At 68.9% G+C, this 15,907-nt stretch carries 16 protein-coding genes and 1 pseudogene; 8 read left to right on the forward strand and 9 right to left on the reverse strand.

The genetic code is table 11. The features are described 5' to 3' along the window. From LIG30_RS02575 to LIG30_RS02590, 4 genes and pseudogenes are all read left to right on the forward strand, one after another. Positions 1–265: pseudogene (locus tag LIG30_RS02575) on the forward strand (efflux RND transporter periplasmic adaptor subunit); the annotation flags it as partial. Next, positions 262–1,734, forward strand: coding sequence for an efflux transporter outer membrane subunit (locus LIG30_RS02580; protein ID WP_038709408.1), 1,473 nt, complete (start codon positions 262–264; stop codon positions 1,732–1,734). The pseudogene LIG30_RS02575 and the gene LIG30_RS02580, both read left to right, overlap by 4 nt. A gap of 31 nt (positions 1,735–1,765) precedes the next feature. Continuing rightward, positions 1,766–2,461, forward strand: coding sequence for a heavy metal response regulator transcription factor (locus tag LIG30_RS02585; protein ID WP_038709409.1), 696 nt, complete (start codon positions 1,766–1,768; stop codon positions 2,459–2,461). After that, the gene (locus tag LIG30_RS02590) at positions 2,458–3,897 is read left to right on the forward strand and encodes a heavy metal sensor histidine kinase (protein WP_038709411.1); all 1,440 of its coding nucleotides are present in this window, start codon (positions 2,458–2,460) and stop codon (positions 3,895–3,897) included. Before LIG30_RS02585 ends, LIG30_RS02590 begins: the two co-directional genes overlap by 4 nt. 101 nt (positions 3,898–3,998) lie before the next feature. Here LIG30_RS02590 and LIG30_RS27590 read toward each other — a convergent pair whose 3' ends face one another. Further along, positions 3,999–4,376 carry a DUF2970 domain-containing protein gene (locus LIG30_RS27590; protein WP_442856837.1) on the reverse strand — a complete coding sequence of 126 codons (378 nt, stop codon included), beginning with the start codon at positions 4,374–4,376 and terminating at the stop codon, positions 3,999–4,001. A gap of 11 nt (positions 4,377–4,387) precedes the next feature. On the opposite strand from LIG30_RS27590, the gene LIG30_RS02600 reads away from it, so the two are divergent. Next, complete coding sequence (locus tag LIG30_RS02600) at positions 4,388–4,975, forward strand: LysE family translocator (protein WP_038709412.1); 588 nt, start codon at positions 4,388–4,390, stop codon at positions 4,973–4,975. Between the two features lie 169 nt (positions 4,976–5,144). On the opposite strand, the gene LIG30_RS02605 is transcribed toward LIG30_RS02600, so the two are convergent. Continuing rightward, entirely contained in the window at positions 5,145–5,990 is an 846-nt protein-coding gene (locus tag LIG30_RS02605) for an AraC family transcriptional regulator (protein ID WP_038709491.1), read from the reverse strand. Positions 5,991–6,320: 330 nt separating this feature from the next. Here LIG30_RS02605 and LIG30_RS02610 point away from each other — a divergent pair, with 330 nt between their 5' ends. Next, entirely contained in the window at positions 6,321–7,115 is a 795-nt protein-coding gene (locus tag LIG30_RS02610) for an SDR family NAD(P)-dependent oxidoreductase (protein WP_038709415.1), read from the forward strand. A gap of 31 nt (positions 7,116–7,146) precedes the next feature. Here LIG30_RS02610 and bamE read toward each other — a convergent pair whose 3' ends face one another. From bamE to LIG30_RS02640, 6 genes are all read right to left on the reverse strand, one after another. After that, positions 7,147–7,518 (reverse strand): outer membrane protein assembly factor BamE domain-containing protein, encoded by a 372-nt coding sequence (bamE, locus tag LIG30_RS02615; protein ID WP_235510149.1) that lies wholly within the window; start codon positions 7,516–7,518, stop codon positions 7,147–7,149. Between the two features lie 211 nt (positions 7,519–7,729). Next, positions 7,730–8,800 (reverse strand): AI-2E family transporter, encoded by a 1,071-nt coding sequence (locus tag LIG30_RS02620; protein WP_038709416.1) that lies wholly within the window; start codon positions 8,798–8,800, stop codon positions 7,730–7,732. Positions 8,801–8,905: 105 nt separating this feature from the next. Beyond that, positions 8,906–10,015 carry an NADH:flavin oxidoreductase/NADH oxidase gene (locus LIG30_RS02625; protein ID WP_038709418.1) on the reverse strand — a complete coding sequence of 370 codons (1,110 nt, stop codon included), beginning with the start codon at positions 10,013–10,015 and terminating at the stop codon, positions 8,906–8,908. Between the two features lie 235 nt (positions 10,016–10,250). Then, entirely contained in the window at positions 10,251–10,937 is a 687-nt protein-coding gene (locus tag LIG30_RS02630; protein ID WP_038709419.1) for a type 1 glutamine amidotransferase domain-containing protein, read from the reverse strand. Continuing rightward, positions 10,934–11,323: a hypothetical protein gene (locus LIG30_RS02635; RefSeq protein WP_038709421.1), complete on the reverse strand. Its 390-nt coding sequence runs from the start codon at positions 11,321–11,323 to the stop codon at positions 10,934–10,936. The genes LIG30_RS02630 and LIG30_RS02635 overlap by 4 nt, the downstream gene beginning before the upstream one ends. A 102-nt stretch (positions 11,324–11,425) precedes the next feature. After that, positions 11,426–12,028: a TetR/AcrR family transcriptional regulator gene (locus LIG30_RS02640; protein WP_038709423.1), complete on the reverse strand. Its 603-nt coding sequence runs from the start codon at positions 12,026–12,028 to the stop codon at positions 11,426–11,428. Positions 12,029–12,316: 288 nt separating this feature from the next. Here LIG30_RS02640 and pdxR point away from each other — a divergent pair, with 288 nt between their 5' ends. Then, positions 12,317–13,774: a MocR-like pyridoxine biosynthesis transcription factor PdxR gene (gene pdxR / locus LIG30_RS02645; RefSeq protein WP_038709424.1), complete on the forward strand. Its 1,458-nt coding sequence runs from the start codon at positions 12,317–12,319 to the stop codon at positions 13,772–13,774. Positions 13,775–13,883: 109 nt separating this feature from the next. Here pdxR and LIG30_RS02650 read toward each other — a convergent pair whose 3' ends face one another. Continuing rightward, entirely contained in the window at positions 13,884–14,957 is a 1,074-nt protein-coding gene (locus tag LIG30_RS02650) for an HAF repeat-containing protein (protein WP_038709425.1), read from the reverse strand. Between the two features lie 433 nt (positions 14,958–15,390). On the opposite strand from LIG30_RS02650, the gene LIG30_RS02655 reads away from it, so the two are divergent. After that, a complete protein-coding gene (locus LIG30_RS02655; protein WP_038709427.1) occupies positions 15,391–15,828 on the forward strand; it encodes a carboxymuconolactone decarboxylase family protein in 438 nt (145 codons plus the stop codon). Positions 15,829–15,907: the final 79 nt, after the last annotated feature.

The raw sequence follows: 15,907 nt of genomic DNA on the forward strand, positions 1-15,907 counted from the left end.
GCCGGCCGGCCGGCTGTCGATTCCGGCCAACACGCTGCTGTTCCGCGCGGAAGGCCCGACCGTGGCGACCGTCGACGCGCACGGCCAGATCCGGCTGCGCCCGGTCACGATCGCGCGCACCGTCGGCCAGACGCTGGAGATCGACGGCGGCGTGACGACCGACGACCGCCTCGTCATGAACCCGAGCGACGCGCTCGCGAACGGCGACCCGGTCGTGGTCGCGGCGCCCAAGGCCGCCTCCGGCGCCGCCGGAGCAAAAACGTGACGCGCGCCCCGCTCGCGCTGACGCTGACGCTCGCCGCCGCGCTCGCCGGCTGCACGGTCGGCCCCGACTACCACCGCCCGGCGGTCGACGCGCCTGCCGCATGGCGGCTCGATCCCGCCGACGCGTACTGGCATCCGGCCGCGCCCGCGCATGCGCCGCTCGATCCGGCGTGGTGGAAGGCGTTCGGCGATCCGCAGCTCGATGCGCTCGAAACCCGCGCGTTGAATGACAACCAGAGCCTTCAGGTCGTCGCGGCGCACTACGAGCAGGCGAAGGCAACGCTCGCGTCGGCCGGGTCCGCGCGCCTGCCCTCCGTCAACCTGAACGCAAGCGGCCAGCGCTTCAGGATTTCGGGCGACCGCCCGCAGACGAATTACGCGGTCAGCAACGTGTCGACCGTGCAGAACGACGTGCAGATCGGCGCGAGCGTCAGTTACGAAGTCGATCTGTTCGGCCGCGTGCGGCGCAGCGTCGAGGCGGCGCAGGCCGGCACCGAGCAGGCGCGCGACGACTTCGCGGACGCGCGCCTCGTGCTCACCGCCGACCTCGCGTCCAGCTATCTCGCGCTGCGCGAGCTGGATGCCGAGATCGACGTGGTCAACCGCTCGATCGGCCTGCAGCAGAAGGCGCTCGACTTCGTGTCGGCGCGCCATGAACTGGGCGCCGTGTCGGGCCTCGACCTGCTGCAGCAACAGGCGCAGCTCGACGCGACCCGCACGCAGGCGCAGTTGCTGGTCCAGCAGCGCGCGCAATACGAGCATGCGATCGCGACGCTCGTCGGCACGCCCGCGCCGGCGTTCTCGCTGCCGCCGCGCATCGTGCCGCTCACCGCGCCCGTGCTGCCGACCGGCGTGCCGAGCGACGTGCTGCAGCGGCGCCCGGACGTCGCGTCCGCCGAGCGTGCGATGGCCGCCGCGAACGCGCAGATCGGCGTCGCGCGCGCCGCCTATTTCCCGCGTGTGGTGCTGTCGCCCGACATCGGCTGGGATGCGACCCGATTCGCGGGGCTGTTCACCGTGCCGGGGCTGCTGTGGTCGATCGGCGCGTCGGCCAGCCAGCCGCTGTTCGAGGGCGGCCGCCTGCGCGCGGGCGTCGATTTCGCGCAGGCGGGCTACGTCGCCGCGCAGGCCAATTACCGCCAGACCGTGCTCACCGCGTTCCAGGAGGTGCAAAATGCGGTCACCGGCCTGTCGGTGCTCGACGAGGCGGCGCGGCAGGCGGCCGCGGCCGTCGACGATGCGCGCAAGCTGACCTCGCTCGCGCAGGATCGCTATGCGGGCGGCCTGACCGCGTTCATCGACGTGATCGGCGCCGAGCAGCAGCTGCTCGCGAGCGAGCGGCAGGCGGTGCAGATCCAGGGCCAGCGCGCGGCGCTCGTCGTCTATCTGGCGAAGGCGCTCGGCGGCGGCTGGGACGGCGACGCGCCCGCCGCGCCTGCTGCCGCCCCGCTCGCCGCAGCCGGCCCGTAACGCACAACCCGCACAACCCGCGAACACGCAGATGAAAGTACTGATCGTCGAAGACGAACCGAAAGTCGTCGATTACCTGAAAAGCGGCCTCACCGAGGAAGGCTGGGTGGTCGACACCGCGCTGGATGGCGAGGACGGCGCGTGGAAGGCGGTCGAGTTCGACTACGACGTGGTCGTGCTCGACGTGATGCTGCCGAAGCTCGACGGCTTCGGCGTGCTGCGGGCGCTGCGCGCGCAGAAGCAGACGCCCGTCATCATGCTGACCGCGCGCGACCGCGTCGACGACCGCGTGCGCGGGCTGCGCGGCGGCGCCGACGACTACCTGACCAAGCCGTTCTCGTTCCTCGAGCTGATCGAGCGCCTGCGCGCGCTGACGCGCCGCGCGCGCGTGCAGGAATCGACGCTGATCTCGATCGGCGACCTGCGCATCGACCTGATCGGCCGCCGCGCGACGCGCGACGGCACGCGCCTGGAACTGACCGCGCAGGAATTCCAGCTCCTCAGCGTGCTGGCGCGCCGCAGCGGCGAAGTGCTGTCGAAGACGACGATCACCGAGCTGGTGTGGGACGTCAATTTCGACAGCAACGCCAACGTGGTCGAGACCGCGATCAAGCGGCTGCGCGCGAAGCTCGACGGCCCGTTCCCCGACAAGCTGCTGCACACGATCCGCGGCATGGGCTACGTGCTCGAGGTGCGCGACGACGCGGACGACGAGAGACGGTCATGAAACGCTCGATCGGGCTGCGGCTGTCGGCGATGTTCGGCATCACGTCGTTCATCCTCTTCTCGCTGATCGGCGTCGGCCTGTTCGTCGTGCTGGAGCGGCAGCTGTTCGCCGATCTGCGCATGACGCTCGACACGCGCGCGAAGGTCGCGCAGATGATCGTCGCGCACGCGACGACGGCGGAGCACTGGCACATCACGCAGGACAAGCTCGCGACCCTCGAGCCGCCCGACGGCTCGACGCGCTTCCAGGTCGTCGGCGACAATCCGGCGTTCCGCTTCGGGCACCCGGTCGACGGCACGCCGGACGGGCCGCCGGACGGCTCGTACCAGCTTTACCGGCTGAACGGCCGCGACTACGGCGCGATGACGAAAACCTTCACGCTCGACGGCGAAGGCGAGCGCCCGCCGCTGACGCTGATCGTCGCGACGTCGTGCGAGCGCACGCAGAAGATGCTGCTGCGCTTCGGCTGGACGCTCGCCGCGCTGATCGCCACCGCGACCTGCGTCGCGCTGCTGTTGAGCCGCGCCGTCACGCGCTTCGGCCTCGCGCCGCTCGAATGCCTGTCGCACGATGCCGCGACGCTCAGCCCGGCGAACCGGCAGCAGCGCCTGAAGACCGATGCGCTGCCGACCGAGCTGCACGATCTCGCCGCGTCGTTCAATGGCGCGCTCGAACGCATCCAGCATGCGTACGAGCGGCTCGAAGCGTTCAATGCGGACGTCGCGCACGAGCTGCGCACGCCGGTCAGCATCCTGATCGGCCAGACGCAGGTTGCGCTGACGAGCCGCGACCGCTCGGTCGAGCGGATGCGCCAGACGCTGCAGTCGAATCTCGAGGAATTCGAGCGGCTGCGCGTGATCGTCAACGACATGCTGTTCCTGTCGCGCAGCGACCGCGGCGAGCGCGCGTCCGACCTGAAGGACGTGTCGCTCGCGGACGAAGTGCGGCGCATGCTGGATTTTCTGGAGATCCCGCTCGACGAGGCGCAGTTGCGCGCCGAGCTGCTCGGCGACGCGCGCGCGAGCGTCGATCCGTCGCTGTTCCGCCGCGCGATGACGAACCTGCTGATCAACGCGATCCAGCATTCGGCGGCCGGCGGCACGCTGCACGTGACGATCACGCGGCGCGACGCGCTGATCGAAGTGGGGGTCGCGAATCCCGGCGAACCGATCGACGCCGCGCAGCGCGCGCACATCTTCGAACGCTTCTATCGGCTCGAGGAGGCGCGCGCGAACAGCATGGAGAATCACGGCCTCGGGCTGTCGATCGTCAAGGCGGTCGCCGAGATGCACGGCGGCGGCGTGTTCGTCGCATCGGCGGGCGGCTTCAATACGTTCGGGTTTTCCGTGGCGACGCCGCCGGGCGCCGGCGGGCCGATGCGAAACGCGGACGTGGAGCGCGCACCCGAGACCGGCCCGACGCGCGCGGTGCACTAACTCCGCTCGTGCCGATGGCCGGCGCCCGCACACCCGCGCGCCCGAGGGCAGTTTTCTTCGATACACGGCTGTCGTTCGACATTGACGTGCTTCCGACCCCGTCACAATCCCTGCATGGTGCTGGTCGAATGCGCGATGAGGTGCACCACGCCGAAGAGGATTCCACCGATGCATAGCGCGAGGAAAACGGCAACGAACGGCAACGCCACGAGATTGACGTTCGCGAAGTCGGCCTCGTGGGAGGCGCGCTTGCGCACCCCGAAGAAGGCGGAAAGGACAATGCGGATAAGGCGGAGGAATTTCACGATCTGCTCCTGATGGTCGTTTCGCCCATCATGGAATTTCCCCGCATGGAAAAACAGAAGCAGTTTGGTCGAATCTGAAGGAAGCAACAACGCGATCGACGCTGCCCGAGGGCAGTTTTCTTCAATACGCGGCCGGCCCTTCCCTTTAGCCTCGATGCGGTTTTCACCCTGCATGGAGGCATTCGATGAGCATTCTCGTTTCGATGGCGGCGTTCGCGCTCGCGTCGTCGATCACACCCGGACCGGTCAACATCGTCGCGCTGAGCGCGGGCGCGCGCTACGGCATCGGCGCGAGCCTGCGCCACGCGGCGGGCGCGACGCTCGGCTTCGTCGCGCTGTTCCTGCTGATCGGCCTCGGCCTGCACGAAGCGCTGGCGCGCTGGCCGGCATTGACGACGGCGATCCAGTGGGGCGGCATCGCCTTCCTGCTCTACATGGCGGCGAAGCTGTCGCTCGACGACGGGCGGCTCAACGCGGACGCGACGGTCGAAGGCCCGTCGGCGGCCACCGGCGCGGCGATGCAGTGGCTCAACCCGAAGGCGTGGCTCGCGAGCGTGGCGGCGATGGGCGCCTATGCGGCCGACGGCGACCGCGCGCGGGTCTGGCAATTCGCCGCGCTGTATCTGGTGATCTGCTTCGCGTCGATCGCATGCTGGGCGTATGCCGGCGCGGCGCTGCGGCACCATCTCGCGAATGCGCGCCGCATGCGCGCCTTCAACCGGCTGATGGCGGTACTGCTGGCGGGCAGCGCGCTGTATCTGCTCGATGCTTGAGGGCGGCTGAGGTCGGTTGGGGGCGGTCCGCTCGGGGTCGGTTGGCGCGGAGCCGCTCTGCTCAGAGTCGGTTTCTTGAAGCCGCTCTGCTCTTGGCGTCTGCTTGTCCGCTTGTCTGCCTGGGGCTGCTTGCGCCTGCGACCGTGACGGTCTGCGCTTGCCGCGCCGGCTAGCGCGGCACGGCGCCGCGATACTGGCCGGGCGTCGCGGCGGCGATCCTGCGGAACGCGCGCTGAAAGTGCGCCTGATCGGCAAATCCCGCATCGAGCGCGACCTCGGCGATCGGCCGCCCGCGCCGCAACTCCGCGCGTCCGTACTGCACGCGCCGGTCGATCAGGTACGCGTGCGGCGTCATCCCGTAACGCGCGTTGAACGCGCGGATCAGGTACGACGGCGACAGATCGGCCGCCGCGCAGATCTCGTCGAGCGTCAGCGCGCGGCGGCAATGCGCGGCGATGTAGTCGGCCGCGCGCGCGAGCTTCGCGTTGTCCGCCCGCTGCGGCTCGCGCGCGTCCGCCACGCCGAGCGCGCCGTGCAGCCGCGTGAAGAACGCGACCGCCGCGCTCTCCTTGCGAAGCGCGTCCGCGCCGGGCGACACGAGCGTGCGATAGAAGCGGCTGAACGGCACGAACAGGTCGCGCCGGTAGGTCAGCTTGAGCGGAAACCCTTGAAAATCCCGGTTCGGGTTGCCGCCGAGCGCGTGCTGCAGGCGCGCAAGCCACGACACGTCCACGTACACCATCCGGTAGGCCCACGGCTCCGGCCCGTACGGATTGCACGCATGCACCTGCGCGGGATCGATGATCACGAGCCCGCCCGGGCCGATGCGCTCCTTCATCGCGCCGTTCAGGTAGGTGCTGGTGCCGCCGACGATCGCGCCGAGCGAGAAGGTATCGTGCGAATGCTTCGCGTAACAGATCTCCCGGCCGTCGCTGACGGTGCGCGCCTCGATGAAAGGCAGCGCGTCGTCGCGCCAGAACGTCGACGGCACGGCAGGTTGGACGGAACGGCTCACGCGGCGGGCTCCCGGATCGAAAGGCGAACGCATACCGTACCCGGCGCGCGCGGCGGATGCAACCCGCAGGTGCCGCGAGCGTCCGCACGCATCGCGCATCGCGCATCGCGCATCGCGCATCGCGCATCGCGCGTCGCGCATCGCGCATCGCGCGTCGCGTGTCGCCACCACCGCCACCACCGCCACAATCGCCATCGCCATCGCGTATCGTGTGCGCAGAAGCGGGCGACAAGCGCCACACTGCCGATTCCCGCCGTTTCGCCTAAGCTTGGTATGCCCCGCGCCACCGCGCGCGCGGCGGCATTCCTTCTTCCACCACACATCACGGATATGCACATCGATCTGAATGGCAAGACGGCGGTCGTCACCGCCTCCACCGCCGGCATCGGGCTGGCGATCGCCGAAGGACTCGCGCGCGCAGGCGCGCGGCTCGTCGTCAACGGGCGCAGCGACACGTCGGTGAAGGCCGCCCTCGCGCATCTGCGGGTCGCGGCGCCGGGCGCGGTGGTCGACGGCGTCGCCGCCGACCTGTCGAACGCCGATGGCGCGGCGCGGCTCATCGCGGCGGCGCCTTCGGCGGACATCCTCGTCAACAACGCCGGGATCTACGGCCTCAAGCCGTTCTTCGACATCGACGACGGCGAATGGGAGCATTACTTCCAGATGAACGTGATGTCCGGCGTGCGGCTCGCACGGCACTACATGAAGGGGATGCTCGAGCGCGACTGGGGCCGCGTCGTGTTCATCTCGTCGGAATCGGCGCTGAACATCCCGGTCGACATGATCCATTACGGCTTCACGAAAACCGCGCAGCTGTCGATCGCGCGCGGCCTCGCGAAACTGGCGGCGGGCAGCCGGGTCACGGTCAACGCCGTGCTGCCGGGTCCGACGCTTTCCGAAGGGGTGAAGACGATGCTCAGGGCGACCGCCGACGAAACCGGCCGGAGCGTCGATGAAGTGGCCGTCGAATTCGTGCGCACGCACCGCGCGAGCTCGATCATCCAGCGTCCGGCGACGCCGGAGGAAGTGGCGAACATGGTGGTCTACACGTGTTCGCCGCAGGCGTCGGCGACGACCGGCGCGGCGTTGCGCGTCGACGGCGGCGTGATCGACACGCTGGCCTGACGGCGGCCGCGGGTGCGTGGCCGAGCGGCGGCTAGCGCGCGGTCACGCTCTGCACCTGCAACTGCCCCTTGCGATCCGCATCCATGCAGGAATCGAAGCCGCGGTGCGTGACGCCGCCCGCTTTGTCGAATGCCACGTAATACGGCCGGCGATGGTCGCCGCGCTCGAGCAGGTAGTTGTAGCAGACGCCCGTGCCGTTACGCACCATCCACACGCTGTGCGGATTGCCGCCCGCCAGCACCACCTGTGTGCGCGTCGCGCCCGGCTCGGACGCGGCTCGCGGCACCGGCAGGCGCGAATAGGAAAACGGCCTGAACGCATCGAACCACGAGCAACCGCTCAACAGGCAGCTGGCCGCCAGAGACAGCGTCAAGGCAGGCCGGGACATCTGGATCAGTCGCATGGTCGGTAGCTCGGCGGCGCCATGCCAGCGCGTTGGAAAACCACATGCTAATCGACCTGCCTGTCCGGATCGAAATAAATCGTAAAATTTGCCGAAAAATCAGCCGGCACTGCCGATTTCCGAAGCCGGGCATCACAATCCGGAGCCAGGTATCAAAAAATGGTTTGCTCCACGGGCGGCGCGCACGTCATCGCGTTGCCTGCCCGCGCCGTCACGCGACCCATTCGTTCCAGAGCATCGTGAGCACCGTCATCAGCGCGGGGCCGATGAACAGCCCGAGCAACCCGAACGTCTCGGCGCCGCCAAGGATGCCGAACAACACCAGCAGGAACGGCAGCCGCGCGGAATTGCCGATCAGCACCGGCCGCACGAAATGCTCGGCGACGAACACGACGACGAACCCCACACCGGCCACGGCCAGCGCCCAGGCGGTCGCACCCTGGACGAACAGCCACAGTGCCGCGCCGCAGAACACGATCGGCGCGCAGAACGGCAGCATCGCGGCGATCGCCGTGACGAGCCCGAGCAGCGCCGCATGCGGCACGCCCGCCAGCGCATAGACAACGCCGAGCAGCGCACCCTCGCCGAGCCCGACCACGACGAGTCCCGTCACCGTGCCGTAGACCGCCGCGGCCATCCGCTCGATCAGTTGCGCGCCGTTCGCGCCGAACGCGCGCTGCGCGCCTTGCAGCAGTGCGCCGGACAGGCGATGCCCGGTGCGCAGGATCACGAACAGCGTGACGAGCATGAATGCGAACTCGAAGCTCGCGCGCACGAGCTTCGTGCCGAACTGCCGGCCGATCTCGATGACCGCCTCGCTGTTGACGCCCTTCACCGCGCTCGCGGCATGCAGCGGGTGCGCGAGATAGGTCTGCCACCAGTCCGCCACCTGCGGCCCGCCGTACGGCAGCCGGTTGACGACGTCCGGCATCGGCAGGCCGGTTTGCTGGACCGTGCGCGCCCACTCGCGCAACTCGTGCGCCTGCCCGATCGCCTGCACGAGCCCGATCGCAACCGGCAGCACGACGAGCAGCGATACCGCCGCCGTGATCGTCGTCGCGATGAAGATCGGCCGGTTGCGGAACGGCGGTTGCGCTTCGAGACGCGCGACGACAGGCCACAGTGCGATCGCGATCACGCCCGCCCAGGCGATGGCCGGAATGAACGCGCGAATCACCCAGAGCGCGAGCGCCAGCAGGCCGGTATAGAGCAGCGCGCGCGCCACCTGCTGCGCGCGCGGCGGCGCGGCGGATTCGGAACGCGGCGGTACGATCGTGCCCATGGCACCTCTTGTCGAAAATGAAAAATGGCGGTCCGCGCGAGGCCGAAGGCCCGCGCGAACCGCCATTCTATCGGCGGCGGTGCGCCCCCTGTCGGGCGCGGCCGCTCAAGCCGCCTTCGCCGCGACCTTGTAGCGTTCCAGCCAGTGCGCGTACGGCGCGGGCAGCGTCCACGACGGCCGCTCGATGCCGAGCTGCTTCGCCGCGTAGTACGGCCAGTGCGGATCGGCGAGATGCGCGCGGCCGACCATCACCAGATCCATCTGCTGCTCGGCCACGACGCGCTCGGCGAGCTGCGGCGTGTCGATGCCCCACGCGGACGCAACCGGCAGGCCGGCCTCGCGGCGCACCCGCTCCGCGATCGGCGCGAGGAACGCCGGCCCCCACGGAATCTGCGCATCCGGCGTCGAGAAGCCGACGGACACGCTCAACAGGTCGAGCCCTTCGCGCTTGAACTGCTGCGCGAGCACGATCGATTCCGCGAGCGTTTCCTCATCGCGACCGTCGTACTCGATCACGCCGAATCGCGCGGTCAGCGGCAGATGCTCGGGCCAGACCTTGCGGACGGCCGCCAGCGTCTCGACGAGAAAGCGGCTGCGGTTCTCGAGCGAGCCGCCATATTCGTCGTCGCGCCGGTTCGCGTGCGGCGAGAAGAAGCTCTGCGCCAGGTAGCCATGCGCGAAATGCAGTTCGAGCCATTCGAAACCGGCGTCCAGCGCGCGCTTCGCCGCCGCGACGAAATCCGCCTGCACGCGGGCGATGTCGTCACGCGTCATCGCGCGCGGCACCTTCGGCAGATGCGCGCCGAACGGCACCGCCGACGGCGCGATCGTCTGCCAGCCACGCGGATCGCCGTCGGCGATGTGGTCGTCGCCTTCCCACGGCCGGTTCGCGCTCGCCTTGCGGCCCGCGTGCGCGAGCTGGATGCCCGGCACCGCGCCCGCGGCCTTGATCGCGGCGACCGACGGCGCGAACGCCTCGGCCTGCGCGTCACTCCACATCCCTGCGCAGCCCGGCGTGATCCGGCCTTCCGGCGACACGGCCGTCGCCTCGGCGATCACGAGCCCGGCGCCGCCGCGCGCGATGCCCGCCAGATGCACGTGATGCCAGTCGTTGACGACGCCATCCTCGGCCACGTACTGGCACATCGGCGGCACCGCGATCCGGTTGCGCAACGTCACGTCCTTCAGTTTGAACGGTTCGAACAATGCAGACATCAACCACTCCTTTGATTGGTAATGCAAAACAACAGCAGAGCCCCGCACGCCGATGGCGGCGGAAGGTCCGGATGCACACGCCGCTTCGTACCGCCCGATGGCGGCAGCCTGCCCACCTGCGGCGCGTCGTCAGGTAAACGCGGAACCGCCCGGTGCGCCGGCGCCGCGGGTATCGTCGGCCATCAGGCTTCGCGAACGGCGCGGCGGCGGCCGGCGCCGTGCGTATCGCCGGTCATCAGCCTTGCCGGAGCGTCGCGAGCAACGCGGCAGCGGCCGGCTCCGACGACGCCGGATTCTGGCCGGTGATCAACAGCCCGTCGGTTTCGACGTGCGGCGTCCAGTCCGCCGCGCGCGCATAGTGCCCGCCGTTGGTCTTCAGCATGTCCTCGACGAGGAACGGCACCACCTCGGTCAGTTCGACCGCGGCCTCCTCGCTGTTCGAGAAGCCCGTCACGCGCTTGCCCCGGACGACCGATTCGCCGGTCGACGGCTCCTTCACGTGGCGCAGCACGCCGGGCGCGTGGCAAACCGCGGCCACCGGCTTGCCGGCAGCGAGCGCGCGCTCGATCAACGCGATCGAGTGCAAATCCTCGGCAAGATCCCACAACGGGCCGTGTCCGCCCGGATAGAACACCGCGTCGAAATCGTCGACCGACACGTCGGCCAGCCTGCGCGTCGACGCGAGCGCAGCCTTCGCGTCGGGGTCCGCGTCGAAGCGGCGCGTCGCGTCCGTCTGCGCCGCCGGGTCGCTGCTCTTCGGATCGAGCGGGGGCTGGCCGCCCAGCGGCGACGCGAGCGTCAGCGCCGCGCCGGCGTCCTTGAACGCGTAATACGGCGCGGCGAACTCCTCGAGCCAGAAGCCGGTTTTCTTGCCGGTGTCGCCAAGCGTGTCGTGCGAAGTCAGTACCACCAGAATCTTCATGATCGGACGCTCCTTCGAAAGAACGGAAACGGTGCCGCGCGGTGCGCGCGGCGGCAGGCCGGACCGGGCCGGGGTTCAGCGGCTCGGCTCGGGTACGCGATGCCCGGCACGCGCGCCGCGTCATGCGGCAGCCCGTCGGCGCAGCTGTGCCGCGCGAGAACGCAGGCCGGATGAGTCAGATAGTGCGCCACGCCCTGCGTGAATGCATCGGCGACGTCGTCCGCGATCTGATGTGGCGTCAGGGACGTCTCGACCGGATCGAGCGCCCGGACGCGCGGGAACGCGCGCAGGCTGCGGAACGACGGCTTCGCGCGCGTCGCCTCGCTGGCGGTCGCGCCGCCACCGAATGCGATTCGCGTCGGATTTCGGTCATCGACATGCTCCATCTGATTCCGCCACCATTAGACCGGTCGTCTAGACCGTCGTACAAAAAAAGCGCGGCGTTGCCGCGCACTGTGACACGCCGCCGCACCGCGGCGGTGTCGTCGTTACGGGTTCCCGGACATGCCGAGCACCTCGCGCGTGGTCGTCATCGCGACCGCGAGCGACCGGCCGTCGTGCCGGATCTTTTCGACCAGCGTCGCGCCGAGCCAGAGTTCGTACAGCATCGCGGCCGTCTGTTGCGGGTCGAGGCCGGCACCGAGCGAACCGTCTTGCTGCCCTGCCTCGATGCAGGCGGCGAGCCGCGCGACGATCTGTTCGGTGCCGCGCTGGAGCACCGCGCGCATCGGCTCGGACAGGTCGCAGACCTCCGCGCCGAGCTTGACGACGAGGCATTTGCCTTGCGGATCGTCGGCGGCCTGCTGCGTCTGCCAGTCGCACCAGTAACGCATCAGGCGTGCGGCGGCCGGGCCGGGCTCGCTCGCGAAGAGCTGGTCGAGGTGGCTCAGGTAGTCGCTGAAATACGACTCCAGGATCGACTGCCCAAACGCCTCCTTCGAGCCGAAATAGTGATAGAACGACCCCTTCGGGATCCCGGCGGTAGCCAGGATCTCGTTCAGGCCGACGCCCGTGAAACCCTTGTGGAGCATGATCGGCTTGGCGGTGTCGAGGATGTGCTGCCGCACGTCGGCGGTCGAGGTCGCGTTCATGGAGCGAGATGATACACGGCAATTAGACCAGTCGTCTAGCCTCCGTTCATCCACGCAGCGACGATATCGCCCCGAGCACACGCGCCGCCTGCTCGCCTGCTCGCCTATTCGCTCAGTGCGAGCCGCTCGAGCACCGGATGACCTTGCCGCTCAGGCTTACGGCGCGCTCGCTCTCCCGATCGCCACAGATGCCCTTCACCACCACTCCCGCAACGAACGGTCGATCCGGCCGCATACTGGCGGCATGCCAAAATCGGCCATTTTGAAAAAAATGAGGTAGCCACCCGGATGGATATCGCGATCCGCATCGAAGGCCGTCACGACCTGACGGGACAAATCTACCGGCAGCTTCGCGCCGCAATCGTCGACGGACGCGCCGCCGGCGGCACGCGTCTGCCGTCGACGCGCGATCTGGCCGCGCGGCTCGGCGTATCGCGCAAGACGACGCTCGATGCGTTCGAGCGGCTCGGCTCGGAGGGCTATCTGACGACCCGGCCGGGCGACGGCACGTTCGTCGCCGATGGCCTTGCGCGCGTGCCGCACGAGCCGGACGCTGCGCCATTCGGCCGTGCTGCGGAGACGCCGGTGGGCGACTCCGCAGTCGCCCACCCCGTATGGGCAGAACTGCCCGACGCGCTGGCGATGCCCGCGCCGCAAACCCCGGCGCGCTTCGATTTCCGTGGCGGCGTGACCGACAAGGCGCTGTTCCCGTTCGACGCATGGCGGCGCTGCCTGCATCATGCGTTGCGCCAGCAGGCGCGCGGCGTCGGCCAGTACCACGACCCGGCAGGCGACCAGCAGTTGCGGCTCGCGATCGCCCGTTATGTTGCGTTCAGCCGGGCGGTCGCCTGCAACTGGCCGGACGTGATCGTGACCCAGGGCGCACAGCAGGCGCTCGACCTGACCGCGCGCGTCGTCGTGCGGCCCGGCGATGTCGTCGCGGTCGAAGACCCGGGCTATCCGCCCGCGCGCGCTGCATTCACCGCGCTCGGCGCGACCGTGATCGGCGTGCCGGTCGACGCGCACGGGATCACGACCGCACGCCTGCCGGCCGAAGCTCGGCTCGTCTACGTCACGCCGTCCCACCAGTTCCCGCTCGGGATGCCGATGAGCCTCGAACGCCGCGTCGCGCTGCTCGAGTGGGCGCAGCGGCGGCGTGCCGTCATCATCGAGGACGACTACGACGGCGAATACCGCTTCGAAGGCCGCCCGATGGAATCGCTGAAGAGCCTCGACCGCGCGGGCCTCGTTGCGTATGTCGGGACCTTCTCGAAGACGATCTTTCCGGAGTTGCGGATCGGCTACGCGATTCCGCCGCGCTCGCTCCATCCGGCGCTCTGCAAGGCGAAACAGATCGCCGACTGGCACACCTGCACGTTGACCCAGACGGCGCTCGCGCGCTTCATGCTCGACGGCGACTTCGCGCGGCATCTGCGCCGCATGCAGAAGCACTACGACGCGCGGCGCACGATGCTGATCGCGCATCTGCGGCGCGGACTCGCGCCGTGGCTCGACGCGATCGTGCCGGCCGCGGGAATCCACCTCGCCGCGCGCCTCAAGCCCGGGCTCGACGAGGCCGCGCTGATCGACGCCGCACGCAGCCGCGACATCGGGCTGTACGGGATTTCGGCCTTTCACGTCGGCGTGCCGCGCGGCGCGGGGCTGCTGTTCGGCTACGGGGGCATCGACGCACCCCGCATCGACGTGGCGCTCGCGCAGCTCGCCGCGATGCTGAACGGCGACTGATACCCGGGAATGAAGGCGGCCAGCGGCCGACGCCGAGATGCGGGGACGAATCGCGGATCACGCATGCGCCCCCATCGTCGATCCACCGCGTCTACTGCGTCTATCGGGCCTATCGGCTCCACATGACCGCGTGCCGCTGGCCACTCGCCGTCGTCGCCTCGCCAACCACCTGGCCGCGCTCATTGATCCCGGCAGCCGAGCTGCCGTTCCCGCCGGGAAGCGTTCCGAGATCCGTCATCACCCCGCCCTCATACAGGAACGCGTGGCTTTGCCCGGTCGCGGTGTCCGCCGTGCCGACCACCTGACCACGGTTGTTGATCCCTGAAGCCGAACTGGAATGGCCGCCAGGCAACGTGCCCAGGTCGGTCATGGTTCCGCCCTGATACAGGAACGCGTGGAAATATCCGCTGGCGGCGGTCGCATCGCCGACGATCTGCCCGCGATCGTTGATCGCATTGGCCTCGCTGAACTGGCCGCCCGGGAGCGTGCCCAGATCCGTCATCGCGCCGTTGTCGAACAGAAACGCGTGCGGCGGCTCGATGTGATGGATCATCAGGCCGGACACGCCGACCACCTGCCCGCGGTTGTTGATCGCCGAAGCCGAGCTGTCGAGATACCCCGGGAGCACGCCAAGATCGTTGAAGCGCCCGTTTTCGAACATGAACGCGTGCCCTTCCCCTCGCCGCCCATTCACCAGGAGCCCGACCACCTGCCCGTGGCCGTGCTGATTGACGCCGTTCGCGGCGCTCGCGGCATAGTTCGGGGGGATACCGAGATCCGCCATCACCCCGCCTTCATACAGGAACGCGTGATCAGGCTGGGGGCCCACGGTGCTCAGCCCGGCGTCCCCGCTTCCGACGATCTGACCGCGCTCGTTGATTCCCGACGCCGAGCTGATGTCTCCCCCCTGAATGGTGCCGAGGTCGGCCATGACGCCGTGCTGATAGAGAAACGCGTGGACGATGAACGCTTGACCCGCGACATCCGCCTCGCCGACCACCTGGCCGCGGTCGTTGATCGCGGTCGCGGAGCTGTAGGTTCCTCCGGGAAGCGTGCCCAGATCCTGGATCGCGAGTGATTGGGCCCACGAGGGCTGGAAGGCGCCGAAGCACATCGCGGCAAAGATCGTCGTTGCCCGGAAAGCGCGCGTTGCGCTGCCGAATCGCCCGCATGCGGATTGCATCGTTTACTCCTTCGGATAGTCACCCGGCACTGGCGTCGTCGCTCGGGGAACCGCATTTGCAGACGCGGCAGGATGCAATGGCCGGCGTATCGACGACAGTTCCAGGGAGGGCCCTGGCTGACGGGTCAAGAGATCGCAATTCACGCATGAATCGCGCCACGACCGTCCGCTCAAGGCGTCCGAAGCGACCTCCCGGGACCAACGGCGAATACGCGCCGGAAATGATTCAACGAAGAAACGCGTTGGCGGGGATTGCCCGTCTTCACCGCATGCCGTGCCCCCGCCAAACACGTTCTTTCCGTGCTTCGCGACAGCTGCTTGCAGGACACTGGTTACCTTGTTTTGCTGAAAACTGGTCATTTGAACAGGCCGGCATCCGCTCTAAGCTGGATTCCGTCGCGCCCCAGTGCGCATTTACGAAGCGAGATCCACGATGCAGCCGCGTCTGAACTTCTACACCGCCAATCCCGATGCCATCAAGGCAATGCGCACGCTCGAAGCGCACCTCGCGAAAAGCGCCCTCGAAAAACCGCTGACCGAACTCGTGCGCCTGCGCGCGTCGCAGATCAACGGCTGCGCGTTCTGCGTGGACATGCACACGGCCGATGCCCGCCAGGGCGGCGAGACGGAGCGCCGGCTCGCCACGGTCGTCACGTGGCGCGAAACGCCGTTCTTCACCGATCGCGAGCGCGCGGCGCTCGAATGGACCGAGGCGCTCACGCTGATCGCCGACGACCGGGTGCCGGACGCTGTCTGGGAATCCGTGAAGCCGCATTTCAGCGAAGAAGAGCTGGTCGACCTGACCCTGCTCGTATCGGCCATCAACGGATGGAACCGTCTGGCGATCGCGTTTCGCAAGCTGCCCGCGTGACGCACCGGCGTTGACTCGGGCAGCCACCCCTCGCGCCGGTCGTCCGCGCCGGTCGTCCGCGCCGGTCGTCCGCGCCGGT

This window comes from Burkholderia sp. lig30 (assembly GCF_000687455.2).
Lineage (GTDB): Bacteria > Pseudomonadota > Gammaproteobacteria > Burkholderiales > Burkholderiaceae > Burkholderia.

Excerpts from the sequence above, each read along its gene's own strand:
- LIG30_RS27590 (WP_442856837.1), bottom strand. The coding sequence starts at position 4,376 with ATGCAGGGTGAAAACCGCATCGAGGCTAAAGGGAAGGGCCGGCCGCGT.
- LIG30_RS02650 (WP_038709425.1), bottom strand. The coding sequence starts at position 14,957 with ATGCAATCCGCATGCGGGCGATTCGGCAGCGCAACGCGCGCTTTCCGG.
- LIG30_RS02620 (WP_038709416.1), bottom strand. The coding sequence starts at position 8,800 with ATGGGCACGATCGTACCGCCGCGTTCCGAATCCGCCGCGCCGCCGCGC.
- pdxR (WP_038709424.1), top strand. The coding sequence starts at position 12,317 with ATGGATATCGCGATCCGCATCGAAGGCCGTCACGACCTGACGGGACAA.
- LIG30_RS02635 (WP_038709421.1), bottom strand. The coding sequence starts at position 11,323 with ATGGAGCATGTCGATGACCGAAATCCGACGCGAATCGCATTCGGTGGC.
- LIG30_RS02655 (WP_038709427.1), top strand. The coding sequence starts at position 15,391 with ATGCAGCCGCGTCTGAACTTCTACACCGCCAATCCCGATGCCATCAAG.
- bamE (WP_235510149.1), bottom strand. The coding sequence starts at position 7,518 with ATGCGACTGATCCAGATGTCCCGGCCTGCCTTGACGCTGTCTCTGGCG.
- LIG30_RS02600 (WP_038709412.1), top strand. The coding sequence starts at position 4,388 with ATGAGCATTCTCGTTTCGATGGCGGCGTTCGCGCTCGCGTCGTCGATC.
- LIG30_RS02590 (WP_038709411.1), top strand. The coding sequence starts at position 2,458 with ATGAAACGCTCGATCGGGCTGCGGCTGTCGGCGATGTTCGGCATCACG.
- LIG30_RS02625 (WP_038709418.1), bottom strand. The coding sequence starts at position 10,015 with ATGTCTGCATTGTTCGAACCGTTCAAACTGAAGGACGTGACGTTGCGC.
- LIG30_RS02640 (WP_038709423.1), bottom strand. The coding sequence starts at position 12,028 with ATGAACGCGACCTCGACCGCCGACGTGCGGCAGCACATCCTCGACACC.
- LIG30_RS02585 (WP_038709409.1), top strand. The coding sequence starts at position 1,766 with ATGAAAGTACTGATCGTCGAAGACGAACCGAAAGTCGTCGATTACCTG.
- LIG30_RS02630 (WP_038709419.1), bottom strand. The coding sequence starts at position 10,937 with ATGAAGATTCTGGTGGTACTGACTTCGCACGACACGCTTGGCGACACC.
- LIG30_RS02610 (WP_038709415.1), top strand. The coding sequence starts at position 6,321 with ATGCACATCGATCTGAATGGCAAGACGGCGGTCGTCACCGCCTCCACC.